The 16,323-nt window shown below is 68.9% G+C and carries 16 protein-coding genes and 1 other RNA gene; 14 read left to right on the top strand and 3 right to left on the bottom strand.

Features of this window, described 5'->3' with window-relative positions; translation table 11 throughout:
* Positions 1–50: 50 nt before the first annotated feature.
* From dnaA to mutM, 3 genes are all read right to left on the bottom strand, one after another.
* The gene (gene dnaA / locus ACYQ7X_RS13645) at positions 51–1,484 is read right to left on the bottom strand and encodes a chromosomal replication initiator protein DnaA (protein WP_459697593.1); all 1,434 of its coding nucleotides are present in this window, start codon (positions 1,482–1,484) and stop codon (positions 51–53) included.
* A gap of 472 nt (positions 1,485–1,956) precedes the next feature.
* Positions 1,957–2,223 (bottom strand): 30S ribosomal protein S20, encoded by a 267-nt coding sequence (gene rpsT / locus ACYQ7X_RS13650; RefSeq protein WP_459697595.1) that lies wholly within the window; start codon positions 2,221–2,223, stop codon positions 1,957–1,959.
* A 162-nt stretch (positions 2,224–2,385) separates the two neighbouring features.
* Positions 2,386–3,228 (bottom strand): bifunctional DNA-formamidopyrimidine glycosylase/DNA-(apurinic or apyrimidinic site) lyase, encoded by an 843-nt coding sequence (gene mutM, locus ACYQ7X_RS13655; RefSeq protein ID WP_459697596.1) that lies wholly within the window; start codon positions 3,226–3,228, stop codon positions 2,386–2,388.
* Between the two features lie 29 nt (positions 3,229–3,257).
* Between mutM and ACYQ7X_RS13660 the strand changes: the two genes are divergently transcribed.
* The 14 genes from ACYQ7X_RS13660 to ftsL all read left to right on the top strand — a co-directional run.
* Positions 3,258–4,025 (top strand): class I SAM-dependent methyltransferase, encoded by a 768-nt coding sequence (locus tag ACYQ7X_RS13660; protein ID WP_459697597.1) that lies wholly within the window; start codon positions 3,258–3,260, stop codon positions 4,023–4,025.
* Entirely contained in the window at positions 4,022–5,269 is a 1,248-nt protein-coding gene (gene coaBC / locus ACYQ7X_RS13665; protein WP_459697598.1) for a bifunctional phosphopantothenoylcysteine decarboxylase/phosphopantothenate--cysteine ligase CoaBC, read from the top strand. The genes ACYQ7X_RS13660 and coaBC overlap by 4 nt, the downstream gene beginning before the upstream one ends.
* On the top strand, positions 5,266–5,718 hold the full coding sequence (gene dut / locus ACYQ7X_RS13670; RefSeq protein ID WP_459697599.1) for a dUTP diphosphatase: 453 nt from the start codon (positions 5,266–5,268) through the stop codon (positions 5,716–5,718). The genes coaBC and dut overlap by 4 nt, the downstream gene beginning before the upstream one ends.
* Positions 5,719–5,880: 162 nt before the next feature.
* Entirely contained in the window at positions 5,881–7,602 is a 1,722-nt protein-coding gene (locus ACYQ7X_RS13675; RefSeq protein ID WP_459697600.1) for an ABC transporter permease, read from the top strand.
* Between the two features lie 38 nt (positions 7,603–7,640).
* On the top strand, positions 7,641–8,981 hold the full coding sequence (locus ACYQ7X_RS13680; protein WP_459697601.1) for an ABC transporter ATP-binding protein: 1,341 nt from the start codon (positions 7,641–7,643) through the stop codon (positions 8,979–8,981).
* Positions 8,982–9,306: 325 nt separating this feature from the next.
* On the top strand, positions 9,307–10,479 hold the full coding sequence (locus ACYQ7X_RS13685; protein ID WP_459697602.1) for a pyridoxal phosphate-dependent aminotransferase: 1,173 nt from the start codon (positions 9,307–9,309) through the stop codon (positions 10,477–10,479).
* A gap of 10 nt (positions 10,480–10,489) precedes the next feature.
* On the top strand, positions 10,490–11,206 hold the full coding sequence (locus tag ACYQ7X_RS13690) for a hypothetical protein (RefSeq protein ID WP_459697603.1): 717 nt from the start codon (positions 10,490–10,492) through the stop codon (positions 11,204–11,206).
* Entirely contained in the window at positions 11,206–11,904 is a 699-nt protein-coding gene (locus ACYQ7X_RS13695; RefSeq protein WP_459697604.1) for a ribonuclease HII, read from the top strand. The genes ACYQ7X_RS13690 and ACYQ7X_RS13695 overlap by 1 nt, the downstream gene beginning before the upstream one ends.
* Positions 11,905–12,040: 136 nt before the next feature.
* The gene (locus ACYQ7X_RS13700; RefSeq protein WP_459697619.1) at positions 12,041–13,054 is read left to right on the top strand and encodes a DNA methyltransferase; all 1,014 of its coding nucleotides are present in this window, start codon (positions 12,041–12,043) and stop codon (positions 13,052–13,054) included.
* The gene (locus ACYQ7X_RS13705; RefSeq protein ID WP_459697605.1) at positions 13,054–13,770 is read left to right on the top strand and encodes an N-acetylmuramoyl-L-alanine amidase; all 717 of its coding nucleotides are present in this window, start codon (positions 13,054–13,056) and stop codon (positions 13,768–13,770) included. The genes ACYQ7X_RS13700 and ACYQ7X_RS13705 overlap by 1 nt, the downstream gene beginning before the upstream one ends.
* 32 nt (positions 13,771–13,802) lie before the next feature.
* Positions 13,803–14,209, top strand: an RNA gene (gene rnpB, locus ACYQ7X_RS13710) — RNase P RNA component class A.
* Positions 14,210–14,577: 368 nt separating this feature from the next.
* Positions 14,578–15,060: a division/cell wall cluster transcriptional repressor MraZ gene (locus ACYQ7X_RS13715; RefSeq protein WP_459697606.1), complete on the top strand. Its 483-nt coding sequence runs from the start codon at positions 14,578–14,580 to the stop codon at positions 15,058–15,060.
* The gene (rsmH, locus tag ACYQ7X_RS13720; protein ID WP_459697607.1) at positions 15,057–16,013 is read left to right on the top strand and encodes a 16S rRNA (cytosine(1402)-N(4))-methyltransferase RsmH; all 957 of its coding nucleotides are present in this window, start codon (positions 15,057–15,059) and stop codon (positions 16,011–16,013) included. Before ACYQ7X_RS13715 ends, rsmH begins: the two co-directional genes overlap by 4 nt.
* On the top strand, positions 16,010–16,323 hold a 314-nt coding region (ftsL, locus tag ACYQ7X_RS13725; protein ID WP_459697608.1), incomplete at its 3' end, for a cell division protein FtsL. The genes rsmH and ftsL, both read left to right, overlap by 4 nt.

The raw sequence follows: 16,323 nt of genomic DNA on the forward strand, positions 1-16,323 counted from the left end.
TCGCGGCCCGGAGCAAGCGGCGGGCGGCGGGGCAGCGCTCGGCCGCCGCCTCAGGATTCGAGCATGCGCCGCAGCAGCTCCACATCCTCGGCGAAGGCGGCATCGCTTTCCATCAGCCCCGCGACGCGCGAGACGGCGTGCATCACCGTCGTATGGTCGCGATTGCCGAATTTGCGGCCGATCTCGGGCAAGCTGCGGCTGGTGAGCTGCTTGGCGAGGAACATGGCGACCTGGCGCGGCCGCGCGACGTTGCGGGCGCGGCGGGCGGAAGCCATGTCGGTCAGTCGGATATTGTAGTGTTCGGCGACCTTGCGCTGGATCTCCTCGATCGTCACCCGCCGGTCATGCGCGCGGAGGATATCGTGCAGCACCTCCTGCGTCGTCTCCAGCGTGATCGGGCGCTGGAAGAGCGCGGAATGGGCGACGAGGCGGTTGAGCGCGCCTTCCAGCTCGCGGATATTGCTGGTGATCTTATGGGCGAGGAACTCCAGCACCTTGGGCGGCACCGAAACGCTCGCCTTGGCGGCCTTGGCTTCCAGGATCGAGATGCGGAGTTCGAAGGTGGTGGCGTGCAGATCAGCCACCATGCCGCAGCCGAGGCGCGTGCGCAGCCGGTCCTCGAGGCCCGAGAGATCGGAGGGTGACTTGTCAGCCGAGACCACGATCTGCTTGCCGGCATCCACCAGCGCGTTGAAGGTATGGAAGAATTCTTCCTGGGTATTGTCCTTGCCGATGAGGAACTGGAGATCGTCGATCATCAGCACGTCCACCGAGCGGAGATTGTCCTTGAACTCGATGGTGGACTGGTTGCGGATGGCGGCGATGAATTTGTACATGAACTTCTCGGCCGACATATAGGCGACCGAGACGGGCGGCAGGCCGGGGCGGCGGCTGGCTTGCAGCTTCCAGGCGATGGCGTGCATCAGATGCGTCTTGCCCAAGCCCACGCCGCCATAGAGGAAGAGCGGGTTGAAACCGGGCGAGGATGGTTGATCGGCCACCCGGCTTGCACAGGCAAAGGCGAATTCGTTGGGCTTGCCGACGACGAAGGTATCGAAGGTATAGCGTGGATCGAGCAGGATGCCGTCGCCGCGGCCTTCCCCGCGCTCGTCCGCATCCTCGCCGAGCGCGGCCTCGTCCGGGGCCAGCGCCTTCCCGGCGCTGGCCGGGGCGGCGTTGCCGGGGGCGAGCGGGGTGGTGAGCGGCTGCGGCGCCTGGCCGACGCGGATATCGACGCGCCTTATCCGCGCATTCTCCGCCTGCCAATGCGCGCTGATACGGTCACCATAATGGCTGCGCACCCAATCCCGCAGGAAGCGGGTGGGCAGCAGAACCGTCACCTCATCGCCATCCATGCCGCCGAGCGCCAGCTGGCGCAGCCAGGTGCGATATTCAACCTCGCCGACCTCGCTTTGCAGGCGGGCACGCACGCGGCTCCATTCCGCCGCAAGTTCGGCCGATGGGGAAAAGTCGTGCCCCTCCATCCTCACTTCTGATGCAGCCCTCAAATGAAGCTCCATGGCGCGACAATCAATCACAGCCGCGGCCGAGCCTCCCCGAAAGGCCAGGCCGTGGCAAAAACCAGGCGGGCGTGCCCGAGCGGCCCGCTCCCTCAACCTGTAGCGACGGAGGGGCGCGCCTGAGAGGCACGCTCCTGCAATCTTACGGCTAGGTTAGGTCACTGGGGCATGTGAAGCAACCAGATTCAAATCGCGCTCAAATAAGAACGGAGGATTTGATCACCCAAGGGTGTACGCCGCAAATATCGACTAAATTTTGTGGGTGCGCGCGCAAAGACGATGGGTCATTTGACTTGCGTCTTTACTGTTATCGGATGCCCTTAAGACTGTTCTGAATCTTCAGAAAGAAAATCTTCTCTGAAACTACAGTAAAAGTCTCAGGTGTCGGAATGGGGTTTGCCAGACCTGGCGAACCCCATTCTAGAGAGATGGAGAGTTAGGCGGCAAGAGCCTTAATGCGCCCGGAGAGGCGAGAAATCTTCCGCGAGATCGTGTTGCGGTGCGCAACGCCCTTGTTGGCGGCGCGCTGAAGCAGCGGCTGGGCCGCGCGGATGGCTTCCTGCGCCGCAGCCTTATCCCCGGTCGCGATCGCGGTTTCGACGGACTTGATGACGTTGCGCATGCGGGTCCGGCGGGCGACGTTACGAGCGGTGCGCTTCGCCGTCTGGCGGATGCGCTTGCGGGCAGAGGCGGTGTTGGCCATGTGTGATCGACATCCAAATGCGTGATGAGCGGCTTTGCGGCCGCCCCGAATGAGGGGGCTTCTCTAGAGGTGGGGGTCGACTTCGTCAAGCAGAACAAGCGCCGCACCGGTGCTGCTCTGCCCTGCGCCGGACTCAGGAAATCCGATCGGCGGCGGCTGCCCTCAGCGCTGGCTGCGTGGGCAGAAGAAGGTGCTGCGGCCGGCCTGGGTGATACGCTGGATGCCGGGGCAGAGGCCCGGCGCCTGGCAATGGGCGCAGGGCTCGCCCGCGCGGCCGTAAACCCTCCAGGCATGCTGGAAATAGCCGAGTTCGCCATCCGGCTGCACATAATCCCGCAGGCTCGATCCGCCGGCGGCGATCGCTTCCGTCAAGGTCTCCCGGATGGCGGGGACGAGGCGGCGGGCCCGCGCCCCGGGGATGGTCGCCGCCAGCCTCTCGGGGCTGATGCGCGCGCGGAAGAGCGCTTCCGAGACATAGATATTGCCGAGCCCGGCGACGATCCGCTGGTCGAGCAGGGCGGCCTTGATCGGCGTCCGCCGCCCGGCCAGGGCCGCCGAGAGGATGGCGGCATCGAAGCCGGGGCCGAGCGGCTCCGGCCCCATGGCGGCGAGCAGCGGGTGCCGATCCTCCTCCGCCGTCGCCAGCAGGTCGAGCAGGCCGAACCGCCGGGGATCGACGAAGCCGATCCGCACCCCGTCCTCGGTCTCCATCACCAGGTGTTCATGGGCCGGCGGCGGCTCATTGCGGCCGGCGGGGCTGATCACCATCCGGCCGGACATGCCGAGGTGGATGAGCACGCTCTCCCCCGCCGCGAGGCGCATGAGGATATATTTGCCGCGGCGGCGAAAGCCGCTCACCGGGCTTGCGGTGAGGGCGGCGGCGAGCCCTGGCGGGATCGCGCGGCGGAGATCGCCCCGGTTGAGGCGGGCGCTCAGGATGCGGCGGCCGGCAAGGCGGGCGGCGAGCCCGCGCATCACGGTTTCGACTTCGGGGAGTTCCGGCATGGCGCGGCCGAGCGTATAGGGGAGGGGTGATGAGCGACAAGGCCATGCAAGACCAGATCTCCCCCGACCAGACCGATTTCGGCTTCCGCTCCGTCCCGCGGGAGGAAAAGAAGTCCCTCGTGCGGGAGGTCTTCGCGAGCGTGGCCCCGCGCTACGACCTCATGAACGATCTCATGTCGCTCGGCATCCACCGGGCCTGGAAGCAGATCTTCATCACCGCGCTCGACCCGCGAGCCGGCCGCCGGCTGCTCGATCTCGCCGGCGGCACCGGCGATATCAGCTTCGGCTGGCTCGCCCGCGGCGGCGGCCCCGCCATCCTGTCGGACATCAACCCCGCCATGCTGGAGGTGGGGCGCAACCGGGCGACCGACCGGGGCCTCATCGAGCGGCTGAGCTTCCTCGTCGCGGATGCCGAGGCGCTGCCGATCCCGGCCAATAGCCTCGATATCGTCTCCATAGCCTTCGGCCTGCGCAACTGCACCGAGAAGCAGGCGGTGCTGGCCGAAGCGCTCCGCGTGCTCAAGCCCGGCGGCCGCTTCCTCTGCCTTGAATTCTCCCGCCTCGAAATCGCCGCCCTCATTCCGCTCTACGATGCCTGGTCCTTCAAGGTGCTGCCGCGCCTCGGCCGGATCTTCGCCAATGATGCGGAGAGCTACCAATATCTCGCCGAGAGCATCCGCATGTTCCCCGATCAGGAGATGCTGGCCGAGATGATGCGCGCGGCGGGCTTCGCGCGGGTCTCGGTGCGCAACCTCTCGGGCGGCATCGCCGCCATCCATGCGGGCTGGAAGCTGTGACAGAGGGCGCGGGCGGGCCTGCTTGCCGGCCGCTTGCCGGCGCGCGCATCCTGCTCGTCATCGCCGGCGGCATCGCCGCCTATAAGGCGCTCGAACTCATCCGCCTGCTGCGGCGCGAGGGCGCCTTCGTCTCCGCCGTGCTCACCGCCGGCGGCGCCCAGTTCGTCACACCGCTTTCCGTCCAGGCGTTGACGGAGGAGCGCGTCTATCAGGACCTCTTCTCGCTGACCGATGAGAGCGAGATGGGGCATATCGAGCTTTCCCGCGCGGCCGATCTCGTGGTGGTGGCGCCGGCTTCGGCCGATATCCTGGCGCGCATGGCAGCCGGCCTCGCTTCCGACCTCGCGACGACCCTGCTGCTCGCGACCGACAAGCCCGTTCTCGTCGCCCCGGCGATGAACCACCGTATGTGGGGCCATGCGGCGACGGTCTCCAACCTCACGACACTCCGCGCCCGCGGCATCGCGGTCGTCGGGCCTGACGAGGGTGCGATGGCCTGCGGCGAATACGGCCCCGGGCGCCTTGCCGAGCCGCCGGCGATCCTGGAGGCGATCCGCGCCATGCTCGCCGGGCCGCTGCGGCCGCTCGCCGGGCGGCATGCCCTCGTCACCAGCGGGCCGACGCATGAGCCGATCGACCCGGTGCGCTATATCGCCAACCGCAGTTCCGGCCGCCAGGGCCATGCGATCGCGGCGGCGCTGGCCGCCCTCGGCGCGCGCGTCACCCTCGTCTCGGGCCCGGTCGCGCTTGCCGATCCGCCGGGCCTCACCGTCCGCCATGTCGAGACGGCGCGGGAGATGCTGGCCGCCTGCGAGGCCGCCTTGCCGGCTGATATCGCGGTCTTCGCCGCCGCGGTCGCCGATTGGCGGATGCGGGCGGAGCAGGGGGCCAAGATCAAAAAGGGGCCGGATGCCGCCGCCCCGGCGCTCGATCTCGTGGCCAACCCCGATATCCTGGCGACGATCGCGCAAGCCGGCGCGAGGCGCCCGGCACTCGTCATCGGCTTCGCGGCCGAGACCGAGGCGGTGGAGGCCAATGCCATCGCCAAGCGCGCTCGCAAGGGGTGCGACTGGCTGATCGCCAACGATGTCTCGGCGGCGAGCGGCATCATGGGCGGCGGCGAGAACGAGATCCGCCTGGTGACGCAGGATGGGGTGGAGCCTTGGCCGCGCATGGCCAAGGAGGCGGTCGCCGCCCGGCTCGCCGCGCGCATCGCCGCCTGGTTCGAGGGGCGCCCGGCATGAGCGGGCAGGCGAGCGTCGCGGTGATCCGCCTGGCCCATGGGGCGGATCTGCCGCTGCCCGATTATGCGAGCCTCGGCGCGGCGGCGGTGGACCTGCTGGCCGCGGTCTCCGACCCGCTCATCATCGCCGCCGGCGGGCGGGCGCTGGTGCCCACCGGTCTCGCCCTCGCTTTGCCGCCGGGGCATGAATTGCAGATCCGCCCGCGCTCCGGCCTCGCCCTCAAGCATGGCATCCTGGTGGCCAACGCCCCGGGCACTATCGATGCCGATTACCGGGGCGAAATCGGCGTCATCCTGCTCAATGCCGGGGCGGCGGCCTTCACGGTCGAGCGTGGCATGCGGATCGCCCAGGCGGTGCTTGCCCCCGTCACCCGCATCCGCTGGCAGGTGGTGGAGGAACTGCCCGAAACGGCGCGCGGGCAGGGGGGCTTCGGCTCCACCGGCCTCTGAGCGCCGCGCCCGGCGGCCCGGCCTCCGGCCCCGCCCGCCCGGCTCTGTCATGCTTTCATAACAGGAAGGGTGGTGACAGGCCCCCCCGGGCTGAGATACAGGCGCCCGACCGGCCGCTTGCGGCTCTCCTTCAATTGATCAAGCCCAGGAGCGCGCGCAGAGATGACGACCGCGGCCTCGCCTGCTTTCCTGAACGGACGCCGCCTTCCCAATATCTGGGATTTCGTGGCCATCGCCTGCGTGCTCGCGCTCATCATCCTGATCGCCCATGCCGCGGGCGGCACGCTGGCGCGGCTGCCGCAGCAGACGACGATCCATCTCGGCCTCGCCTATCTGCCCTATTATGCGCTGAGGACGACGCTGCGGATGTTCGTGGCGCTGGTCTTCTCGATCCTTTTCACGCTGATCGTGGCGCCGCTCGCCGCCAAGAGCCGCCGCCTCAGCATGATCATCATCCCGGCCCTCGATATCCTGCAATCGGTGCCGATCCTCGGCTTCCTGTCCTTCACCGTTCTGTTCTTCCTCAATCTCTTCCCCGGCCGCGTGCTGGGCGCCGAACTCGCCGCGGTCTTCGCGATCTTCACGAGCCAGGCCTGGAACATGACCTTCAGCTTCTACCAGTCGCTGACGACCGTGCCGCGCGATCTGGATGAGGCTTCGCGCAGCTTCCAGCTCACCATCTGGCAGCGCTTCTGGCGGCTGGAAGTGCCCTTCGCGATGCCGGGGCTGGTGTTCAACACCATGCTCTCGATGTCGGGCGGCTGGTTCTTCGTCGTCGCGTCCGAAGCCGTCACCGTCGGCAACACAACCTTCCTGCTGCCGGGCATCGGCTCCTATGTCTCGGTCGCGCTGTCCCAGAGCAATCTCTCGGCGGTCTTCGCCGCGATCGTCGCGATGCTCGTCGTCATCCTCATCTACGATCAGCTGCTGTTCCGCCCGCTCGTCGCCTGGTCGGCCAAATTCCGCTTCGAGATGACGAGCGGCGGCGTCGCGCCGGATCCTTGGGTGCTCAGCCTGCTGCGCCGCACCCAGCTCCTGCGCGTGATGGGCGAGGCGATCGGTGATTTCACGAGCGCCCTCGGCGGGCTGCGCATGCGCCTGCCGCTGGCGCTGAAGGGCCGCGGCAGCGCCGAGCGGCCCTCGCGGCTGCTCGACATGCTGTGGTACGGGGTGATCGTCCTGCTGGTCGGCTTCGCGCTCTGGCACATTATCCGCTTCGTCGCGCGGGATGTCTCGCTCGGCCTCCTCGCCCATGTCGTGCTGCTCGGCTTCTGCACCCTGCTGCGGGTGGCGGCGGCGCTCATCATCTGCTCGCTGATCTGGGTGCCGATCGGGGTCTGGATCGGGCTCAGGCCCCGCTGGGCGCGGCTCATCCAGCCGGTGGCGCAGTTCCTCGCCGCCTTCCCGGCCAATCTGCTGTTTCCCATCGTCGTGATCCTGCTGGTCTATTTCCGGCTCGATCCAAATATCTGGCTGACGCCGCTGATGATCGTCGGCACGCAGTGGTACGTGCTGTTCAACGTCGTCGCCGGCGCCTCCGCCTTCCCGGGCGATCTCAAGGAGGCTTCGGCCAATTTCGGCGTGCGCGGCATTCTGTGGTGGCGCCGCGTCATCCTGCCGGGCATCTTCCCCTATTACGTCACCGGCGCGCTCACCGCCTCGGGGGCGGCGTGGAACAGCTCGATCGTGGCGGAGATCGCCTCCTGGGGGCATACGACGCTGACCGCGACCGGCCTCGGCTCCTTCATCGCGGAAGCGACGAATGCGGGGAATACGGGGCATATCGTGCTCGGCGTGGTGGTGATGACGGCCTTCGTGCTGACCATCAACCGCCTGCTCTGGCGCCCGCTGCACGCCTTCGCCGTCCGCCGCCTGACCTTCTGATGATGTTCGATTCGCTCCGAGACCGGCAGGAGACGCCCATGGACCATAGCTTGCCCCAGGACGCCGCGACCCTCGTAGAGATCGCGAACTGCCGCCAATCCTACCCGAAGGAGGCGGCGGCCGATGTCATCATTCTGGACGATGTCAATCTCACCCTGAAGGAGGGCGAGATCGTCGGCCTGCTCGGCCGCTCGGGTTCGGGCAAATCGACCCTGCTGCGGATCGTCTCGGGCCTCTTGCAGCCCACCGCCGGGGATGTGCGCTGGCGCGGCCGGCCGATCACCGGGCCGGTGCGCGGCGTCTCGATGGTGTTTCAAAGCTTCGCGCTCTTCCCCTGGCTCACCGTCGAGGAGAATGTCGCGCTCGGCCTCGAAGCCCAGGGCGTGCCGAAGGCGGAGCGTGCGCGCCGGGCGGAGGAAGCGATCGACCTCATCGGCCTCGGCGGCTACGAGAACGCCTATCCGAAGGAAATGTCGGGCGGCATGCGCCAGCGCGTCGGCCTCGCCCGCGCTCTCGTCGTGCATCCCGACCTGCTGCTGATGGACGAGCCCTTCAGCGCGCTCGACGTGCTGACCGCCGAGACGCTCCGCACCGATCTCATTGATCTCTGGATGGAAAAGCGCCTGCCGGTGAAATCCGTCCTCATCGTGACGCATAATATCGAGGAAGCGGTGCTGATGTGCGACCGCATCCTGGTCTTTTCCTCCAACCCCGGCCGGGTGGCGAGCGAGCTCGTGGTACCCTTTCCGCATCCGCGCGAGCGGCTGGACCCCGCCTTCCGCCAGATGGTGGACGATATCTACGCGCTGATGACGCGCCGGCCTGTGGAGCATCGCCAGCCGGCGGCGCATGAGCGTGGCGTGCCGCCGCCCGCCGTCGCCTACCAGGCGCTGCCGCTGGTCTCGACCAACCTCATCGCCGGCCTCATGGAGACGGTGGAGGGCGAGCCCTATAACGGGCGCGCCGATCTGCCGGCGCTCGCCACCGCCTTCCAGATGGAGGGCGACGACCTCTTCCCCATCAGCGAGGCGCTGCAGATGCTGCATTTCGCGGAAGTGGCGGATGGCGACATCAAGCTCACCGAAGCCGGGCGCCGCTTCGTCAATGCCGATACCGAGGACCGCAAGGAGCAGTTCGCCGCAGCACTGCGCGCTCATGTGCCGATCTTCGGCCAGATCCGCCAGGTGCTGGATGAGCGGTGGAACCATCGCGCCCCGGCGCTGCGCTTCCGCGACGAGCTGGAGGATTACATGTCCCCCGATTTCGCCGAGGATACCATGCGCACCATCGTCTCCTGGGGGCGGTATTCCGAACTCTTCAGCTATGATCGCGAGGCCGACCAATTCCTTCTGGAAGAGGATGAGGACGAGGAAGAATAGGCGGAAGAGCCCACCGCTGGGTTGATGTGTCTCCGTTGATGCTTCATCCATAGACTTGTCCCGCCCCGCACCGGGGGTGGGCTCGGGGTCGGGGCAGACGGCGATCCGCGCCGCGGGGCTGCGGGCGGCGCCGGTTCTTCCGAAAGACGCCGCGCGAGCGGCGCAGGCGCGTCACCCCTGCCGGGGCGCGCCGCCGGCTCACCCGCCCCGCGCGGGTCGGCGCAAGGATCGGTCCGCCGCGCCGCCCGGGGGCGCCCGAAGGTGGCGCACAGGGCTTGCTTTCGCCTCTCGCCTCGGCGCGGCGGGGTGTGCTAGCCCGAGTCGCATGTCATCCGAACTTTTCGATCTCACCCGGCTTCAAGGATCGCGCATCGTCTCCGTCGCGCGGCTCGCCTTCGCCCGGCCGGATACCGAGTTCCTCTGCTTCGGCGAATCCGACCGGCCGAGCCCGGCCGCCGCGGTCGGCGCGCTGAGCGCGGCCTTGCAGCGGGGCGAGACGCGCTACCCCGATGTGCGCGGCCTCCCGGCGCTCCGCGAGGCGCTCGCCGGCTATCTCTCCGGCCTGCATCGGCAGAGGGTCTCCGAAAGCCGCATCATGGTCACCGCCTCCGGCATGGCGGCGCTCGCCATCGCGCTTTCAGCCATCCTCAGCGCCGGCGATCGGGTGGTGCTGCACGAGCCGGCCTGGCCCAATGCCGGCAATGCCGCGCGCCTCCGGGGCGCCGTGGTCGAGCCCATCGCGCTCGATGCGCGGGCGGACGGCACGCTGCATCTCGATCTCGACAAGCTCGACCGCGCCCTCGCCGGCGCGCGCGTCTTCATCCTCAACTCGCCCAATAACCCGACGGGCTGGACCGCGACGGAAGCGGAGCTGCGCGCCATCCTCGACCTGTGCCGCCGCCATGGTTGCTGGCTGTTGTCGGACGAAGTCTATGCCCGCCTCGTTTACGACGGTCGCGATGCCGCGCCCTCGATCCTCGATATCGCCGGCCCGGAGGATCGCGTCATCGTCGCCAACAGCTTCAGCAAGACCTGGGTGATGACGGGCTGGCGCCTCGGCTGGCTGGTGGTGCCCGAAGGGGTGCGGGACGATCTCGCCGAACTCATCGAGGTCACGCATTCCGGCGTCGCCCCCTTTCTGCAGGAGGGCGGCCTCGCCGCGATCGCCGATCATGTGACGCCGCCGGCCTTCCGCGCCTATTGCGCCGAGGGGCGGCGGATCGCCGGAGACCTGCTCGGCCGGCTGCCCGGCCTCGCCTATGCCCCGCCGGCCGGCGCCTTCTATGCTTTCATCCGCGTGCAGGGATTGACCGACAGCCTCGCCCTTGCCGAGCGGCTGGTGACGGATCACGGCGTCGCCATCGCGCCCGGCATCGCCTTCGGGGAGAGCGGGGAGGGGTGGCTGCGCATCTGCTTCGCCGTCGCGCCCGAGCGCCTGGAGCGCGCCCTCGGACGGCTCGCCGAGGGGCTGGCCGCCTTCCGGGCACGCGCGGCATGAGGAGCCCGTCATGAGCGTCTGCGCGGTCTGCGGCGCGATGGTGCGGCCGGTCTTTCAGGCGCCGGCGGCCGAACTCGCCCCCGATCTCGATTTCCGCCCGGGCGAGCCCGCGCGCTCCACCCTGCGGCGCTGGGTCGCGGAATGCTCGGGCTGCGGCGCGGCGGCACCCGATCTCGCCGCGCTCTCGGCCGGGGATGCCGAGGTGGTGCGGTCGGACGGCGAATATGCCGCGCTCCGCGACCAGGCGCCGGCCTTCGCCCGCTCCTTCCTGCTCTGGGCCCTGCTCTGCCAGCGGCGGGGCGATCAATGGGGGGCGGCGGAAGCGCTGCTGCAGGCGGCCTGGGCGGCCGATGACGCGGCGGAGGCCGAATGGGCGAGCGCCTGGCGCTTGCAGGCGGCCGCCGCCTGGCCGGAAGCGCCGGAAGCGCAGCCGCGCCTCTGCCTCATCGATATCTATCGCCGCGCCGGCGCCTTCGATCAGGCGGCCGCGGTCTCCGAAGCCTTGGCGGAAGCGCCGCTCGACGAGAATTCCGCCGCCATCCTCGCCTTCCAGCGCCGGCTGATCGCCGAGCGGGAGACCGGGCGGCAGTTGATGTCGAGCGCGCTCAGGCCGCCCGCCGCGCGGCCGCATGTCTCCTACAGCCAGGTGCGCCGGGCGGAGCAGCCGGCCGGCGGCATGCTGGAAAGCCTCGCCGGCCTTTGGCGCCGCTTGACCGGGCAGGGCTGATGGCGCCGCATTTCAAGCTCGAGAAGGCGGCGGGCGGGCGGGTCGCCGGGCTCGACGAGGTGGGGCGCGGGCCGCTCGCCGGCCCGGTCGTCGCCGCCGCGGTCGTGTTTCCGCGCGGGGTGCCGCGCAAGCTCGCGGCCCTGCTCGACGATTCGAAGAAGCTCTCGGCCGAGCAGCGGACGGCGGCCTTCGCGGCGCTGATGGCGATCCGCGGCTCGGCGGCCGAAATCGCGGTCGCGGCCGCATCGGTCGCGGAAATCGAGCGGATCAACATCCTGCAGGCGAGCCTGCTCGCCATGCGCCGCGCCGTCGGCCGCCTGCCGCGCCTGCCTGATCTCGCTTTGGTGGACGGCAACAAGGCGCCCGCCCTCGGCTGCCCGGTGCAATGCGTGGTCGGCGGCGACGGGCTGAGCCTGTCCATCGCCGCCGCTTCGATCGTCGCCAAGGTCGTGCGCGATCGCGCAATGGCCCGGCTCGGGCTGCGCTTCCCGCATTATGGCTGGGAGAGCAATGCAGGCTACGGCACGCCCGGCCACCTCGGCGCGCTGCGTGAGCGGGGGGTCACGCGCCATCATCGCCGCGGCTTCGCCCCGGTGCGCGCGCTGCTGGCGCCGGCGCTGCCCGAGAGCCTGGGCGAAGCCCTGGCCGGGCGCGCGCCGCCCCTCTTCCTGGCGGCGCAAGACGCGCTGGCACTCTGATCGCGCCCATGGTGAAAATGTTTTCCGGCCCCTGCCTCCCGGCGTGCCTTTGCCTTGGTTCGACATCATGAGGAGGAACGTGGACCTCACGCGCGAATTGCCGCTGAACCAGCTCCTGCTCGGCGATTGCATCCAGATGATGCGGATGCTGCCGCCGGCGTCGGTTCACTGCGTCTTCGCCGATCCGCCCTATAATCTGCAGCTTCAGGGCCAACTGCGCCGCCCGGATGAGAGCATCGTCGATGGGGTGGACGAGGATTGGGACCGTTTCACCGATTTCGCGGAATACGACCGCTTCACGCGCGAATGGCTGTCGGAATGCCGGCGGGTGCTGCGCAAGGACGGCACCCTCTGGGTCATCGGCTCCTACCACAACATCTTCCGCATCGGCAGCATCCTGCAGGATCTTGGCTTCTGGGTGCTGAACGACATCATCTGGCGCAAATCCAACCCGATGCCGAATTTCCGCGGCCGGCGCTTCACCAATGCGCATGAGACGCTGATCTGGGCGGCGCGCGGGCGGGATAGCCGCTACCGCTTCAACTACCAGGCGATGAAGACGGCGAACGACGATCTGCAGATGCGAAGCGATTGGCTGATGCCGGTCTGCGGCGGGCCGGAGCGGCTGCGCAACCAGCATGGCCTCAAGCTGCATCCCACGCAGAAGCCCGAGGCGATGCTGCATCGCATCCTGCTCTCCTCCACCCTGCCCGAGGATATCGTGCTCGATCCCTTCTCCGGCACCGGCACCACTGCCGTCGTCGCCAAGCGCCTCAATCGCCATTTCATCGGGATCGAGCGCCATCCCGCCTATGTCGAGGCGGCCTGGGCGCGGCTCGCGCAAACCCAGCCGCTGCCGGCGGGGGAGGCGATGTCCATCACCCCCTCGCGGCGGGAGATGCCGCGCATCGCCTTCGGCCATCTGGTGGAGAGCGGGGCGCTTGCCGCCGGCACCGTGCTTTACGACAAGCAGCGACGGGTTTCCGCCATCGTCGGGCCCGATGGCAGCGTAAGCGCGGGCGAGATCCGCGGCTCGATCCACAAGGTCGGCGCGGAGGTGCAGAACGCGCCCTCCTGCAACGGCTGGACCTTCTGGCACTTCGAGCGTGACGGCCGGTTGGTGCCGATCGACGTGCTGCGCAAGGGCTGATGGTGCGGCAGCGCCCTTCGCCGAACCACGATGCGCGCCCGGCGGGGGTGCCGATCGATATCCTCGTCCTCCACTACACCGGCATGCAAAGCGCCGCGGCGGCGCTCGACCGGCTGTGCGACCCGGCGGCCAAGGTTTCCTCCCATTACCTGGTGGAGGAGGATGGCACGCTGTGGCAGCTGGTGCCGGAGGAGCGGCGGGCCTGGCATGCGGGCGTTTCCTTCTGGCGTGGCCATGAGGATCTGAACGGCCGCTCGATCGGCGTCGAGATCGTCAATCCCGGCCACGAATGGGGCTACCGGCCTTTCCCGCCGGCGCAGATGGCGGCCCTCGCCAGGCTCGCCCAAGGGCTGCTCCGCCGCCACCCCATCCCGCCGCGCAATGTCGTCGCCCATTCCGATATCGCGCCGGACCGCAAGGAAGACCCGGGCGAGCTTTTCGATTGGCCCTGGCTCGCCGCCCAAGGCATCGGCCTCTGGCCGGATTTTCCGGCAGAGGCGGCGGAGGGGGCGGAGGTGGACCCGGCGCGGGTGGTGGGCGATCTCGCCCGCTTCGGCTATCCGGTGCCGCCGCCCGGCGCCGGGCCGGCGGCCTTCGCCACCCTGCTGCGGGCCTTTCAACGCCATTGGCGCCCGCGCCTGGTCTCCGGCCTGCTCGATACCGAAACCGCGGCCCGCGCCGCCGTGCTCGCCAGATCCGAGGACGCGATGCCTTGACCGGCGCGCCCGGCTGGCGCAAGCAGGCGCCGCCAGACGGCTGGACGGCCGCCCTCGCGCTGCTTGGCAGAGCGGGGGAGGAAAGTCCGGGCTCCACGGGAATACGGTGCCGGCTAACGGCCGGCGAGGGTGACCTCAGGGATAGTGCCACAGAGAAGAGACCGCCGGCGCGGCTTGGCCCCGCCGGTAAGGGTGAAACGGGGCGGTAAGAGCGCACCGCCGGCGCGGTAACGCGGCGGGCAGGGTAAACCCCACCGGGAGCAAGACCGAATAGGGGCGGCCGGCGGCGCGGTGACGAGCCGCGTGACGCGAGGGCATTCCCGCCCCGCCGCCCGGGTTGGTCGCGTGAGGTGCCGCGTGAGCGGCATCCCAGAGGAATGGTCGTCCAAGGCTGCGCGAGCAGCCCGGACAGAACCCGGCTTACAGGCCGTCTGGCACTTTCTGTCCCCCCATCGGTAAACCCGATCGCTACGGCGCCGCCGGCCTTTCCCATGCCGGCCCATGGGCGGGCATGGGAAAGGGGCGCGAGACCCCCGTTTTCCCATGCCGCGCGCGGCGCCGATAAGGTGGAAATACAGAACGAAGCAGGAACAAATGAAATGACCTGGCGTCGGAGCGTCGGTGGGGAAGTTGTTGTTTCTCGGCGTATTTTCTTGCTTTTTTCCAAAATGTGAACGTAAATACCTTTGACGCCCATTTATGCCCATGTTAACCCATGCCATCCCACGATTTGGCGATTGCGGCGGGCGCGTCGTCATCAATGTCAATGGAGACGCTGCGGCCAGCGAGACCGTGAAAGGGGGCCCGATGTCGAATTTTTTCGGGAACCACCTGAACAGGCTGGATGCGAAAGGCCGCGTCTCGGTCCCCGCCCCCTTCCGCACGGCGCTGAAGAAGATCGCCGGGGAGACCGACGGGCCGGTGTCGATGATCCTGCGCCCATCCCATACCCATGCCTGCATCGAGGCCTGGCCGGTTTCCCGCTTCGAGGCGCTGGGCGAGCAGGTTCTCGAACGCTACGAGATGTTCAGCGAGGACTATAACGCCCTCTCCTATGCGATCTACGGCAAGGCCCAAACGGCTGAGACCGACCGTGAGGGCCGCATTCAGCTCGGCGAGAAGATGGCGAAGCATGCCGGCATCACCGATGCGGTGCTCTTCGTCGGTGTCGGCACCAATTTCCAGATCTGGGAGCCGGAAGCCGGCGAGCGGAACGAGGCGGCGCTGCTCGGCACGGTGATCGAGAAGAAGCTGACCCTCTCGGTCAAAGGCATCGGGGTGCTGCGATGAGCGCGGCCGGGCAGGGCCATGTGCCAGTGATGCTCGCCGAGGTTCTCCAGGCCCTCGATCCGCGGGCCGGTGAAACCTATCTCGACGGGACTTTCGGCGGCGGCGGCTATGCCCGCGCCATCCTCGAGGCGGCCGATTGCACGCTCTGGGCGATCGACCGTGACCATGCGGCGATCGCCCGAGGTGCCGCGCTCGCTGCGCGCTTCCCGGGCCGCCTGCATCTCATCCACGGGCGGTTCAGCGAAATGCTCGATCTGCTCAGCGCGCGCGGGGTCTCGGCGCTGGACGGCATCGTGCTCGACCTCGGGGTCTCCTCCTTTCAGATCGACGACGCAGAGCGCGGCTTCAGCTTCCGCGCGGATGGCCCGCTCGATATGCGGATGGGCGCGGATGGGCCGAGTGCGGCCGACCTCGTGGCGCGGCTTTCGGCCGAGGAACTGGCCGACATCCTCTATACCTTCGGGGAGGAGCGCCACTCCCGCCGCATCGCCCGCGCCATCATCACCGCCCGCGCCGCCGCGCCGATCCGCACCACGGGCGAGCTGGCCGCGATCGTTCGCGGCGTGCTGCCGCCCGATCGCTCCGGCATCGATCCCGCGACCCGCACCTTCCAGGCGCTGCGCATCCGGGTGAATGACGAGCTGGGCGAGATCGAGCGCGGGCTCGCAGCGGCGGCGCGCCTGCTTCGCCCGGGCGGGCGGCTCGTCGTCGTCTCCTTCCATTCGCTGGAAGACCGCATCGTCAAGCGCTTCCTCACGGATGCCGCCGGCCAGGCGCCTGCTCCCTCCCGTCATGATCCGCGCGGCCTGCTGCCGCAGGCGGCGGCGCGATTTTCCCTTCTGACCCGGCGGGCCCTGCGGCCCGGGCCGGACGAGATCGCACTGAACCCGCGCGCCCGCAGCGCGCGCCTGCGTGCCGCGTCGCGGCTGGGCTCGCTGGAGGTTGTGGCATGATAAGACCCTTCACCTGCATCTGCCTGATGCTTGCCGCCGGCTCCGGCCTCTATCTCTACCAGGTCAAGCAGCGCGCCTTTAAGCTGGAGGCGGAGCTGCGCACGACCTTTCACGATATCGACGTGGCGCGCGAGAAGACCCGCATGCTGCGCGCCGATTGGGCGCTGATGAACGACCCCGAGCGGCTGCAGACCCTCGCCGCGCAGTATCTGACGCTGAAGCCGATGGCGCCGGCGCAGTTGATGACGCTCGATCAGCTGGCAGCCGTGCTGCCGCCGCCCGAGGCGCCGGGCACCGAACATCCGCCGAG

It is taken from the genome of Acidisoma sp. C75 (assembly GCF_054665095.1).